Annotated in this window: 14 protein-coding genes, 1 tRNA gene and 1 pseudogene; 9 read left to right on the top strand and 7 right to left on the bottom strand. The window is 72.1% G+C overall.

The window, feature by feature from the left end; translation table 11 throughout:
- Positions 1–190 precede the first annotated feature (190 nt).
- Positions 191–1135, top strand: coding sequence for an NADP-dependent oxidoreductase (locus ACFYOV_RS27850; protein ID WP_389092106.1), 945 nt, complete (start codon positions 191–193; stop codon positions 1133–1135).
- A 116-nt stretch (positions 1136–1251) separates the two neighbouring features.
- On the opposite strand, the gene ACFYOV_RS27845 is transcribed toward ACFYOV_RS27850, so the two are convergent.
- The 3 genes from ACFYOV_RS27845 to ACFYOV_RS27835 all read right to left on the bottom strand — a co-directional run bounded on the left by ACFYOV_RS27845 (position 1252) and on the right by ACFYOV_RS27835 (position 2702).
- On the bottom strand, positions 1252–1584 hold the full coding sequence (locus tag ACFYOV_RS27845) for a DUF202 domain-containing protein (protein ID WP_389092104.1): 333 nt from the start codon (positions 1582–1584) through the stop codon (positions 1252–1254).
- Entirely contained in the window at positions 1572–1964 is a 393-nt protein-coding gene (locus tag ACFYOV_RS27840) for a YidH family protein (protein ID WP_389092101.1), read from the bottom strand. Before ACFYOV_RS27840 ends, ACFYOV_RS27845 begins: the two co-directional genes overlap by 13 nt.
- Before the next feature lie 225 nt (positions 1965–2189).
- The gene (locus ACFYOV_RS27835) at positions 2190–2702 is read right to left on the bottom strand and encodes an NUDIX domain-containing protein (RefSeq protein ID WP_389092100.1); all 513 of its coding nucleotides are present in this window, start codon (positions 2700–2702) and stop codon (positions 2190–2192) included.
- A 504-nt stretch (positions 2703–3206) separates the two neighbouring features.
- Here ACFYOV_RS27835 and ACFYOV_RS27830 point away from each other — a divergent pair.
- From ACFYOV_RS27830 to ACFYOV_RS27815, 4 genes are all read left to right on the top strand, one after another.
- The gene (locus ACFYOV_RS27830; protein WP_389092097.1) at positions 3207–4157 is read left to right on the top strand and encodes a hypothetical protein; all 951 of its coding nucleotides are present in this window, start codon (positions 3207–3209) and stop codon (positions 4155–4157) included.
- Between the two features lie 177 nt (positions 4158–4334).
- Positions 4335–5876, top strand: a complete 1542-nt coding sequence (locus ACFYOV_RS27825; protein WP_389092095.1) for an APC family permease — start codon at positions 4335–4337, stop codon at positions 5874–5876.
- Between the two features lie 264 nt (positions 5877–6140).
- On the top strand, positions 6141–6818 hold the full coding sequence (locus ACFYOV_RS27820) for a molybdopterin-dependent oxidoreductase (RefSeq protein ID WP_389092345.1): 678 nt from the start codon (positions 6141–6143) through the stop codon (positions 6816–6818).
- Positions 6819–6822: 4 nt separating this feature from the next.
- Positions 6823–7446, top strand: coding sequence for a cytochrome b/b6 domain-containing protein (locus ACFYOV_RS27815; RefSeq protein ID WP_389092092.1), 624 nt, complete (start codon positions 6823–6825; stop codon positions 7444–7446).
- A 76-nt stretch (positions 7447–7522) separates the two neighbouring features.
- Here ACFYOV_RS27815 and ACFYOV_RS27810 read toward each other — a convergent pair.
- Positions 7523–7863 (bottom strand): annotated as a pseudogene (locus tag ACFYOV_RS27810) (gluconate transporter); the annotation flags it as partial.
- A 138-nt stretch (positions 7864–8001) separates the two neighbouring features.
- Positions 8002–8520, bottom strand: a complete 519-nt coding sequence (locus tag ACFYOV_RS27805; protein WP_389092090.1) for a gluconokinase — start codon at positions 8518–8520, stop codon at positions 8002–8004.
- Positions 8521–8656: 136 nt separating this feature from the next.
- On the opposite strand from ACFYOV_RS27805, the gene ACFYOV_RS27800 reads away from it, so the two are divergent.
- Positions 8657–9358, top strand: a complete 702-nt coding sequence (locus ACFYOV_RS27800) for a FadR/GntR family transcriptional regulator (RefSeq protein ID WP_389092088.1) — start codon at positions 8657–8659, stop codon at positions 9356–9358.
- A gap of 33 nt (positions 9359–9391) precedes the next feature.
- Here the strand turns inward: ACFYOV_RS27800 and ACFYOV_RS27795 are convergent, their stop codons facing one another.
- Together ACFYOV_RS27795 and ACFYOV_RS27790 are read right to left on the bottom strand one after the other, a co-directional pair.
- The gene (locus tag ACFYOV_RS27795) at positions 9392–9766 is read right to left on the bottom strand and encodes a YchJ family protein (protein WP_389092085.1); all 375 of its coding nucleotides are present in this window, start codon (positions 9764–9766) and stop codon (positions 9392–9394) included.
- A 64-nt stretch (positions 9767–9830) separates the two neighbouring features.
- Positions 9831–9915, bottom strand: a tRNA-Leu gene (locus tag ACFYOV_RS27790).
- A 173-nt stretch (positions 9916–10088) separates the two neighbouring features.
- On the opposite strand from ACFYOV_RS27790, the gene ACFYOV_RS27785 reads away from it, so the two are divergent.
- The 3 genes from ACFYOV_RS27785 to ACFYOV_RS27775 all read left to right on the top strand — a co-directional run.
- Positions 10089–11414 (top strand): M20/M25/M40 family metallo-hydrolase, encoded by a 1326-nt coding sequence (locus ACFYOV_RS27785; protein ID WP_389092083.1) that lies wholly within the window; start codon positions 10089–10091, stop codon positions 11412–11414.
- Between the two features lie 149 nt (positions 11415–11563).
- Positions 11564–11797 (top strand): chaplin ChpH, encoded by a 234-nt coding sequence (chpH, locus tag ACFYOV_RS27780; RefSeq protein ID WP_389092080.1) that lies wholly within the window; start codon positions 11564–11566, stop codon positions 11795–11797.
- 169 nt (positions 11798–11966) lie between these two features.
- Positions 11967–12239: chaplin (locus ACFYOV_RS27775; RefSeq protein ID WP_389092077.1), on the top strand; the 273-nt coding region annotated here is incomplete at its 3' end.

Raw genomic sequence — 12239 nt, 5'->3', positions numbered from 1 at the left:
CCGAGGCGGGGTGAACGGTACTCGCACAATGATGCCGACCGGTCGGTATGTCGTCCAGAGCGGGGAGGAAACGTGATCGGAGCCACGATAGGCCCTCGTGCCGCCGGGCGCCCGTTCCGTATCCCCGTGAAGGGCTCACATCGGGGCATTCCGCTTGCGCGGCCCGTGCGGACCCCGGAGGGTCGAATCCATGAAGGCCATCAGCTACTCACAGTACGGCGGTCCCGAGGTGCTCGGCCTCGGGGAGGTCCGCGACCCCAAGGTCGGCCCCGACTCGGTGTTGGTGAAGGTCCGGGCCGCGGCCGTCAACCCGGTCGACTGGAAGGCCCGCGAGGGGTATCTCGACCCGGCCTTCGACGCCGTCTTCCCGGTGATCCCGGGGTGGGACCTCTCCGGCGTGGTCGTGCGGCCCGGGCCCGCGGTACCGGAGTTCGCCGAGGGCGACGAGGTCATCGGATACGTGCGCGAGGACTTCCTGTCCCGGGGCACCCTCGCCGAGTACGTGGCCGCGCCGGTGCGCGCCCTGGCGCCCAAGCCGCGCAACCTCTCCTTCGAGGAGGCGGCCGGACTGCCCCTCGTGGGGCTCACCGCCCTCCAGGTGCTGAGCGGGGTGCTGGAGGTCCGGCGGGGCGAGACCGTCCTGGTGCACGCCGCGGCCGGCGGCGTCGGCTCCATCGCCGTACAGCTCGCGGCCCACCTCGGCGCCCGCGTCATCGGCACCGCGAGCGAGCGCAACCACGACTTCGTGCGCGGCCTCGGCGGGGAACCGGTGAGCTACGGGGAGGGTTTGGCCGAGCGGGTGCGGGGGCTGGCCCCCGAGGGCGTCGCGGCGGTGTTCGACACGGTCGGCGGCGACGCCCTGACGGCCTCCGCGAACCTCCTGGCCCCCGAGGGTCGGCTGGCGTCCATCGTCGACCCCGAGGTGGTGGGCTACGGCGGCCGCTACTGGTTCGTCCGCCCCGACCCGAACGACCTGCGGCGCCTGTCCGAACTGGCGGAACAGGGCGTGGTGGGCGTGCACGTGTCGGAGACGTTCCCCCTGGAGCGCGCGGCGGAGGCCCACCGGCGGAGCCAGGAGGGCCGCACGCGCGGGAAGATCGTGGTGACGGTGGCCGAGGACGCGCGGGACGACTGATCCCGGGGCCTGTCGTTCGGATCGGATCAGGACGCGGGGAGGCGAGGGTGTCCGAGACCCCGCGTCCGTCCGCAGCGTGACCGAAGCGACAGGCGCCCTTTACCGAGCGACAGGCGCTAGTTCTGGAGGACGAGCACCGCGCCGCACACCGCTGTCACCACCGTGCAGACCACCGCCGCGGTCGCGAACCGGGGGAGCAGCGCCGCCGGGGTGCCGGTGGCCGCGAGAGCGCGGATGCGGCGGTGGGCGACGCCCAGGAACCCCAGCCAGCAGGCACAGTACAGGGCGCACGCCACGACCCCGGTCGCCGTGACCCCGCCGTGCAGCGCGGTCCGCACGCCCAGCACGGCGGTGACCGCGCCCGACAGGGTCGTACGTCGCCACGCGAGCCGGGTCCGCTCGGGCTGGAGCCCCGGATCGCGCCCGTCGGTCGCGTTCACCCCTCCCATCCCAGGAGCACGACGACGACCATCGCCACCGCCACGACAGCGACGACGAGACTCAGCAGCACCGGGAAGCGGGACACCGGAAGATCCTCGCCGCGGCGCATCGCCCGCTCGCAGCGCACCCAGTGGTTCACCGCCCGCAGCGCGCAGAGCACGCCCGCCGCGAGCAGTGCCAGCGCGAGCCCCACCCGCCAGCCCCAGCGCAGGTCCGGCAGGAACTGGTCCACGGCGAACCCGCCGCCGATCAGCGCGAGCGCGGTGCGCAGCCAGGCCAGGAACGTGCGCTCGTTCGCCAGCGAGAACCGGTAGTCCGGCGTCTCCCCCTCCCGCCGCACCTCCTCGGGCGCGAACCACAACCGGACGTTCCGCACGAACTCGATCACCCCGCGACCCTACCGGGGCACCGCACGCCCGACGCCGTCGGCGCCGCCCGCCATCCCCTGGGACACGCGGCGTAAGCGACGTCCGGCCGGGGCACCGCCCGTCCGCCCGGGCGCTGAACGCCCTGAACGCCGCTGAACGCCGTGACGGACGCGCGGGCCGTCATCGGCCGTGCTGTCACAGACCGGCGCGCACCGGGCAACGCCACTGCCCGGACGTAGAGGGGATCAGTGCCCGGACCGGAACGCCCGGAGCCGTCCGTAGGCCGCCAGGCCGTCCGGGACCCACTCCCACTCGGTCAGGCGTTCAAGGAGTTCCGCCTCCGTCAGGAAGGTGTGCCAGGCCACCTCCGACGGCTGGGGGTGCACCGGCAGGTCGCAGCGGACCTCGTACACGGACGACCACCAGGAGCGGCCGGCGCCGTCGTCGTACAGGAACTTGAAGAGGAATTCCGGACGCGGCAGACCGCTCACGCCCAGTTCCTCCTCGGCCTCCCGCAGGGCCGCCTCGTCGTAGCTCTCCCCCGCGCCGACCACGCCGCCGACGAACATGTCGTACAGGCAGGGATAGACGAGCTTGGCGGCCGTGCGCCGGTGCACGAAGGTCCGGCCCCCGGAGTCCCGGGCCAGGACGAAGACGCAGCGGTGGCGCAGTCCGCGGGCGTAGACCTCCCCGCGCGGCAGGCGCCCTACCACCCGGTCGTCCTCGTCGACGAGGTCGAGTATCTCGTCGGCGTTCAAGGGTTCCCCGCTCCTCGCAACTGCAGCTCCGTCACTCGCGCCCGCACCACCGTGCCCTCGGCAGCACCGGGTGCATCCCGCGCGGCACGATGCCCCGGACGATCGCCTCACGCCCGCGCGCCTCCCGGGCAAGCGCACCCGCGTCGGTGCGCAGCCGGGCGCCGAGGAAACGGGAACGGCACGCGGTGTACCTCGGGATCGTGCCGGGACACTGATGCGTCAGCCGTCGACTCTAGCCGCCCCGTCCCCGCCGTGCCTGTGTCGTGGGCCACGGAGAGCCGCCGGGCACCTCACCGGCTGGGTGATCTTGGGGTGATCTGCTCACAAGTCTCACCCCAGTCACCGAAGTTGACGCGAGTAACGGCCCGGTCGGCCTTGACGCCGAACCGTGGCTGCCGGTTTGCTGTCCGTGATCAGTTCATGGCGTTCGGCAGCCGACCACTGCCGTACCCGACCACCCGCCGTGAGCCGAGCCACAAGAAGAGCGCGTGAGGAAGTTCCGCGGTGTCCCCACCCCCGCCTCCCCTCGGCCGTGCCCGCAAGCGCGCGGCACAGGCCTTCGACGAGGCCCTCGACGACGCAGAACTCGTCACCGCGCGCACCGCGCTGGCGCAGGGCCGGTGGCAGAACGCCCGCTCGCTGTTGGTGCACACGGGGGACGACTGGGACCGCCGCGGCCACCGCGTCACCGTCCTGGCCGCGGAACCCCACTGCGCGCCCTGGGCCCGTGAGTGGCTGCTCGCCGAGCCCGAGTCCGGCGACGCCGTCGTGCTCCTCGCCGTCGCCCAGGTCCGGCGAGCGCTGCGCGGCAATGAGAAGCCGGCCCGAGCACTCGATGCGTGCCACAAGGCTGCCGCGCTCGTGCCGGCCGACCCGACTCCCTGGCTGGGCATGCTCATGTTGGAGAGGGCCCGGGGGGCCGACGGCGACGTGGTCCGGCTCTTCGAGCAGGTCCGCAGCCGTCACGCGGACCACCACCACGCCCACCACCTGATGGTGGCCTGGCTCGCCGAGCGCAGGTTGGAGGCCGGTCCCGACCCGCTGCACGAGGTGTACGACTTCGCCAACTGGGCCGCCGAGCAGGCACCCGCCGACTCGCCGCTGGCGATCCTCCCGGTGATCGCGCACGCCGAGCGCTACCGCGCGCTGGCCCTCACCGGGCATGAGCCCCCCGACCCCGTCGCCTCCGGCCACTGGGTCGGCCGCCGTGCCCGGCAGGTGATGAAGGCCGCGTTCGACTGGTGGCTGGAGTGGGAGCACGAGGGCCATCCCCGCCGCCTGATCGATCTGAACTTCCTGGCCCACGCCAAGGTCTGCGAGGGCCGGGGTGCCGAGGCCGCCGCCCTCTTCCACCGCATCGGCGACCACGCCACCGAGGCCCCCTGGTCGTACCCGGACCGCGACCCGCACCGCGCGTTCCGGACCGCCCGGGCCACCGCTCTGGGCACCGGCTGAACGGCCGACCGCCCCGTCCTCCAGGAAGGTGTCGCCGACCGAACAGCGCCGACCGAGCACCGTCAGACCCCACGCGCAGCCGGCACCGCGCCCGACAGCGACCCGAGCCCGACCCGATCACGAGCCCGATCCCGACCCCGACCCCGACCCCGACCCCGACCCAAGGACGGTCTCCCGATGACGACGGACAGTTCGAGCACGAGCAGATCAACAGCCGAGGGCATCAGTACCTTCAAGGGGCAGGAGCGCGCCCTGCGCGCCGACCGCCTCGGCACGGGGGGTCTGCTGCTCTCCGTCCTCGCCGCGACCGCCCCCCTCATGGTGGTTGCTGGTGTCATGCCCACCACATTCGCGGTGATGGGCATCGTCGGCCAGCCGCTGCTCTTCGTGCTCCTCGGCATCGTGCTGGTCCTGTTCAGCCTCGGCTACGCCGAGATGAGCAGGCACGTCCACAATGCCGGCGCCTTCTACGCGTACATCTCCCGCGGCCTCGGCGGCACCGCCGGAGCCGGCGCCGCGCTGGTGGCGCTGGTCGCCTACAGCGCCCTCCAGGTCGGCATCTACGGCATCTTCGGCTTCGAGGTCTCCGGCCTGCTCGCCACCTACGCCGACGTCGAGGTCGCCTGGTGGATACCGGCCCTCGGGGCCGTGGTCGCCGTCGGCGCCCTGGGCTGGCTGAAGATCGACGTCAACGCCCGTGTGCTCGGGGTCCTGCTGGTCGTCGAGGTGCTCCTGGTCGTCGTCTTCGACATCGCCGCCATCGCCGACCCCGGCACGGAGGGCCTGTCGCTGCACGCCTTCAACCCCGACACGCTCACCGGCGCCGGTGTGGGCACCGCCCTGTGCTTCTGCATCGCCGCCTTCCTCGGCTTCGAGCAGGCGCCCGTCTACGCGGAGGAGACCAGCCGGCCCCACCTGCTCGTACCGCGCGTGATGTTCCTCGCGGTCACCGGCGTCGCCGTGTTCTTCGCCGTCAGCAGCTGGGCACTCACGGTCGCCACCGGCCCGTCCCAGATCGTCGGCACCTCGCAGGAGCAAAGCGCCGGCCTGCTGTTCTTCCTCACCGAGTCCCGGCTCGGCGGCACCTTCACGGACGTCTTGCACATCCTGTTCGTCACCGGCATGTTCGCGGCGATGCTCAGCTTCCACAACGTCGTCGCCCGGTACGCCTTCGCCATGGGGCGCGAGGGCCTGCTGCCCGCCGCCTTCGGCCGCACCACCGGCGGCAGCGGCGCCCCCGGCACCGGCTCGCTGCTCCAGACCGTCATCGCGGCGGTGATCGTCCTCGCCTTCGCGGTGACCGACGACACGCCGATCGGTGACCCGACCGCGCCCGTGCTGCACCTGTTCACCTGGGGCGGCAACATCGGCGCCCTCGGCGTGATCGTGCTGATGGCGATCGCCTCCCTCTCCGTTGTCGTCTTCTTTGTCCGGCGCGGCGCCGCGGGCGCCCAGGCGTGGCGCTTGGTCACCTCCTCGCTCGCGGGCATCGCCCTGGTGGTGATCGCCGGCTACACCGTCAAGGACTTCGACGTCCTGGTCGGAACCGGTCCCGGTTCCGCGCTGAGCTGGGTGCTGCCCGGGGTCATCGGCCTCGCGCTCGTCGTCGGCCTGCTCCAGGGCCTGGTCCTGCGCTTCCGCGCCCCGGAGCGGCACGCCCGCATCGGGCTCGGCAACGAGGCGTTCCAGCTCGAGAAGGCGGCCGGCCGCGGGGTGTGACGCCCCGCGCGTGCGCCGGCCCCGCGCCGCACACGCACTGCTTACGGAAGTCTGACGGGCACCCGCGATCCCTGGCCACAGCGGGACCGTGGGTGCTCGAATGGCGCCGTGAACTCCGAACAACCGGAAAACCGGGAACACCCGGAAGACCGGAATCAGCAGGAAGCCCCGACGGGGCCGCAGGACCGGCAGCGGCCGGAGACGGGGGACCAGCCTGAGCCGAGCGAGCCGGCTCAGAAGCGGGGCAAGCCCGTCGGCCGCCGCATCCTCCTCGGCACCCTGGGCCTGGGTGCCCTCGGCGTGGTCACCGCGCCCACCCTCCAGCGCGGCCTGGAATCCTTCCTCGCCGGTGCCGCCGAGAAGGACCCCACCGGTCTGTCCCGGCTGCTTCCCAACGGCGGTGGCTTCCGCTACTACTCGGTCACCTCGTCCGTGCCGCGCCGGAGCGCCGAGACCTACCGCCTGCGGATCGACGGCCTGGTCGACCGTCCCGGGAGCTACACCCTTGCCGATCTGCGGGCCCTGCCGCAGACCCGTCTGGTGCGCGACGTCCAGTGCGTCACCGGCTGGCGGGTCCCGGACACCCCGTTCGAGGGCGTACGCCTGTCCCGGCTCCTGGACGCCGCGGGAGTGCGCCCCTCGGCGGGGGCGGTGCGCTTCACCTGCTTCGACGGCGCGTACACGGAGAGCCTCACGCTCGACCAGGCGCGCCGGGCGGACGTGCTGGTCGCCCTGCGGATGCAGGACAAGGACCTCGGCCACGCCCACGGCGGCCCGGTCCGCCTCTACGTCGCGCCCATGTACTTCTACAAGTCCGCCAAGTGGCTCTCCGGCATCACCGTCACCGCGGACGTGCGCCCCGGCTACTGGGAGCAGCGCGGCTACGACGTCGACGCCTGGGTCGGGCGTTCCAACGGACGCGACGACGAGCCCACGAGCTGACCCGATGACCGGCCCACGCACCGACGCCCCGCCCGCCGCCACCGTCCGGCGCTTCGACCGCGCCCAGCGGTGGGCGCACCGCACCACGGCCGCGCTGATGGGCGTGTGCGTGCTCACCGCCGCCTGCCTGTACGTCCCCCAGCTCGCCCAGCTGGTCGGCCGCCGCGCCCTGGTGGTCACCGTCCACGAGTGGGCCGGACTCGCCCTGCCCGTCCCCGTCCTGGCCGGTCTCCTCTCCCGCCGCTTCCGCGCCGACCTGGGTCGTCTGAACCGCTTTGGCCCGCACGACCGCGCCTGGCTGGGGGCGGTCCTGCGCCGCGACCGGCGCCCCGCGTGCCGGCCGGCCGGGAAGTTCAACGCCGGGCAGAAGGTCTACGCGGCGTGGATCGCGGGGGCCACGCTGGTGATGCTGGGCACCGGCCTGATGATGTGGTTCACCCACCTCACGCCGTTGGTGTGGCGCACTGCCGCGACCTTCGTCCACGACTGGCTGGCCCTCACCGTCGGCATCGTCCTCGCCGGACACATCGGCATGGCCCTGGCGGACCCGGAGGCCCGCCGGGGCATGCGCACCGGCTGGGTGAGCCGGGAGTGGGCGAAGCGCGAACACCCGCTGTGGCGCCCCTGACCGCCGTCGGACGCCGTACCGTCAAGGCCCTCGTTCGCCAGGTCTCGATCGTCTGGCCGACGTCCAGCCCGAATTACTTCTTCACCAGCCAGAAGCCGGCGTCGTTGACGCGGCTGAAGAACAGTGAGCCGGCACCGTTGGCGAGCACCAGCAGGGCCGCGTGCGTCGTCGACAGGTCGGCCGCGAGCGGCGCGACCAGACCGGCCGCCGAGACGGTGGCCACGGTCGCCGAACCGGTCGCCAGCCGGATCGCCAGCGCGATGAGCCAGGTCGGCACAGCGCCGGGATCGACCAGTCCTCGGAAAGGTCCAGGATCATCCGGCCCACACCCGAGTCGATCAGCGTCCGCTTGAAACCCCTGCCCGTGCCGACGATCAGCAGGATGCCCGCGATCGGCGCGAGCTTCTTCTCGACCAACTGCTGGACGGGGCCGGGACGTCCACCCAGCGGGCGGCGTACCGGGAGAACCAGCGGACCGGCGACCACCGAGGGGGAGCAGTGGGGAAGCGGCCGGGGTGGCGTGACCCTGGACGCGCACGTCCGGTGCGGGCGGGCCTATGGAGTCGGCTGGGGGAGGGCCTCGAGGGCGGCGTAGGCACGCTCGGTGATGCCCTCCGGGCCGCCCGTCACGTCCACGGCGACCCCCGCCTCGTCCGCCTCGAGGGGCTGGAGCGTGGCGAACTGGGAGTCGAGCAGTGCCGTGGGCATGAAGTGCCCCCGCCGGCGCGACATCCGGTCCTCGATGAGCGCGCGGCCACCCGTGAGGTGCAGGAAGACCACGCCGGGCGCGGCGGCCCGCAGCCGGTCGCGGTAGGAACGCTTCAGCGCCGAGCAGCTGACCACCCCGCCGAGGCCGGCCCGCCCGTGCGCCCAGTCAGCGATGGCGTCCAGCCACGGCAGCCGGTCCGCGTCGGTGAGCGGGGTACCGGCCGACATCTTGACGATGTTGGCCTGCGGGTGGAAGTCGTCGCCCTCGGCGTACGGGACGCCGAAACGGGCCGCGAGCAGGGGGCCGACCGTGGTCTTCCCGGTGCCCGCGACGCCCATGACCACGACGACATGGGGGGTCTTCATCGCTGCCTCACTGTCCGCCGGCTTCGTCGTCACGTGATGTCTACGCTACTGAAACCCATTACGTATGACGAATTCAAGAGCCTGTGATGTATAAGTCTGCTTTTTGCTTCTGTGATCCGCCCCGTACTCTGAGTGCATGAGCACAACGGGCCGGGGGCTGCACGGCCGCGTACTGGACACTCTCGGCCCCGCGATCACCGCGGGTGAGTACCCGCCGGGCAGCGTCCTTCGCACCGACGAGCTCGCGCAGCGTTTCGATGTGTCGCGCTCCGTGATGCGCGAGGTGGTCCGCGTGCTGGAGTCCATGCACCTGGTCGAGTCCCGCCGGCGCGTCGGCGTGACGGTGCGCCCCTCCCGCGAGTGGAACGTCTACGACCCCCAGGTCATCCGATGGCGCCTGGCCGGCGCGGACCGCCCCCGGCAACTGCGCTCCCTCACGGTGCTGCGCTCGGCGGTGGAACCGGTCGCGGCGGGCCTGGCCGCCATCCACGCCACGGCCGAGCAGTGCGCCGAGCTCACCGAGTGCGCCCTCGGCATGGTGGCCAACTCACGCGGTCACCGGCTGGAGCAGTACCTCGTCCACGACGTGGCCTTCCACCGGCTGATCCTCACCGCGTCCGGCAACGAGATGTTCGCCCGCCTCGGAGACGTCGTCGCCGAGGTCCTGGCCGGCCGCACCCACCACGACGTGATGTTCGACGACCCCGGCCCGGCCGCCGTCACCCTGCACGTCCAGGTCGCGGAGGCGGTGCGCGAGCGGGACGCCATCCGCGCGGAGGAACTGACCCGCCGGATCACCGTGGGCGCGCTCCAGGAACTGGACGTGCTGGCGCCCTGAACCGCGCCGGCTGCGGCATCCGCGGGACAGGCCCTAGTCCGGAAAGTCCCCGTCGACGTAGACCCACGCCCCGTCGACCCGCTCGAACCGGCTGCGCTCATGCAGCGAGCCGCCCACATAGAAGGCCCGGAAGGCCACCGTCCCGGTGGAGTGGAAGGCGGACCCACCGGTCGTGCCCAGGATCTCCAGCCCGGTCCACCGCATCCCGGGATCCAGGTCGAGGCGCCGCGGGCGGGTGCGGGGGTGCCACGTCCGCAGCAGATAGGCCACGTCTCCCTGCACGAACGCGCAGTACCGCGACCGCATCAGCCGCTCGGCGGTGGGCGCGGCGGCGGCACCCGTATGGAAGCGCCCGCAGCACTCCTCGTACGGCTCGGGCAGCCCGCAGGGGCAGGAACGCCTGGTCATGGTCACCCCTTCGCGACAACGCCCGAGGGCCGCGACCTCGCGGTCGCGGCCCTCGCGCTTCGTGTGTCCGAGGGGGGACTTGAACCCCCACGCCCGATAAAGGGCACTAGCACCTCAAGCTAGCGCGTCTGCCATTCCGCCACCCGGACAAGGTGTCTGTCGCGCGGGTTTCCCCCCGCGGCGACGACGTAAACATTACCAGGTGTTCCGAGGTGGCCGATCACCCCCCCGACCGGGGACCGCGATCCGGTCTTGGGGCACGTGGCGCGGAGAGGGAGGATGAGCGGGAACCACCAGCAGGCGACGGCGCGGGAGGAAGCACGTGAGCGAGACGGGCACGGCCAGGAACGTCACCGGTGAGGACGAGGTCGTGGACCTCTGCCGCGAGCTGATCCGGATCGACACCAGCAATTACGGCGACCACTCGGGCCCCGGCGAACGCAAGGCGGCCGAGTACGTCGCCGAGAAGCTCGCCGAAGTGGGCCTGGAACCCCAGATCTTCGAGTCGCACCCCGGACGCGCCTCGACGGTCGCCCGGATCGAGGGCGAGGACCCGTCCCGGCCGGCGCTGCTCATCCACGGTCACACCGACGTCGTCCCGGCCAACGCGGACGACTGGACCCACCACCCCTTCTCCGGAGAGATCGCCGACGGATGCGTGTGGGGACGCGGGGCGGTCGACATGAAGGACATGGACGCGATGACCCTCGCGGTCGTCCGCGACCGGCTGCGCAGCGGGCGCAAGCCCCCGCGCGACGTCGTCGTCGCCTTCCTCGCGGACGAGGAGGCGGGCGGCACGTACGGCGCCAAGCACCTGGTGCGCGAGCACCCCGACCTGTTCGAGGGGGTCACCGAGGCGATCGGCGAGGTCGGCGGCTTCTCCTTCACCGTCAACGAGAAGCTGCGCCTCTACCTCGTCGAGACCGCCGAGAAGGGCATGCACTGGATGCGGCTCACCGTCGAGGGCACCGCTGGCCACGGCTCGATGACCAACGACGACAACGCCATCACCGAACTGTGCGAGGCCGTCGCCCGCCTCGGCCGGCACAAGTGGCCGGTCAGGATCACCAAGACGGTACGGGCCTTCCTGGACGAGCTCTCCGAGGCGCTCGGCACCGAGCTCGACCCGGAGAACATGGACGAGACCCTCGCCAAGCTCGGCGGCATCGCCCGCATGATCGGCACCACGCTGCGCAATTCGGCGGCGCCCACCATGCTCGGCGCCGGCTACAAGGTCAACGTCATCCCCGGCCAGGCCACCGCGCACGTCGACGGGCGGTTCCTGCCGGGTTACGAGGAGGAGTTCCTGGCCGACCTCGACCGGATCCTCGGCCCGCGTGTCCGGCGCGAGGACGTGCACTCCGACAAGGCGCTGGAGACCGACTTCGACGGCCGGCTCGTCGACGCCATGCAGACCGCGCTGAGCGCCGAGGACCCCATCGCCCGCGCGGTGCCGTACATGCTCTCCGGCGGCACCGACGCCAAGTCCTTCGACGATCTCGGGATCCGCTGCTTCGGTTTCGCCCCGCTGAAGCTGCCGCCGGAGCTGGACTTCGCGGGCATGTTCCACGGGGTCGACGAACGGGTCCCGGTGGAGGGGCTGAAGTTCGGAGTGCGCGTGCTCGACCGGTTCCTGGACGCGTCCTGAACCGCTGCGGCCATTCCCATTATCGGGCAACCGTACGGAGTCGACTGGGAAGAGTGAATGCGACCATAAGCTCGTAGCCTCATTACTCCGTCCTCGTTACGGGTGGTGTGATCCGCAGATGGGGATCGCATGGCCAACGAGGAGGAACAATGATCAAGAAGGTCGTCGCTGCCGCCGCTGCCACGGGTGGACTGGTTCTCGCGGGCGCGGGCCTGGCCGTCGCCGATTCGGGAGCCCAGGGTGCCGCCGTGCACTCCCCGGGCGTCGCGTCCGGCAACGTCGTCCAGGTCCCGGTGCACATCCCCGTGAACGCCTGCGGCAACACGGTCTCCGTGATCGGGCTGCTGAACCCCACCTTCGGCAACACCTGCATCAACCAGTGACGGGGCGCTTCGCCCTCCAGGGCTAGCGCTCCAGGACATTGGGCGCCCGTCGGCCCCGGAGTGCACGAATGAACTCCGGGGCCGACCGGCCTCTCATCACGTCGAAGCACCACTCGGGATTCCGCCCGACGGAATTCCCGCACAAGGTCGAAGGCAGGGATTTCAGCAAATGCGACAGGTCGCCCGCAAGGGCCTCATGACCATGGCGGCCGCGACCGGCGTGCTCGCCGCCGCGGGCGGGGCCGCCCACGCCGCCTCCGGCGCGCACGGCGCCGCCACGGGCTCGCCCGGGGTGTTCTCCGGGAACACGGTGCAGGCACCGGTGCACGCCCCGGTGAACGTCTGCGGCAACACGGTCGACGTCGTCGGCGTACTGAACCCGTCCGTGGGCAATTCCTGTGCTCATCAGGGCGGTTCCGCGGGCGGGCAGGGCGGTTCCGCC

The organism is Streptomyces sp. NPDC005931 (assembly GCF_042871235.1).
GTDB lineage: Bacteria > Actinomycetota > Actinomycetes > Streptomycetales > Streptomycetaceae > Streptomyces.
This window is presented reverse-complemented; position numbering and strand designations above follow the sequence as displayed.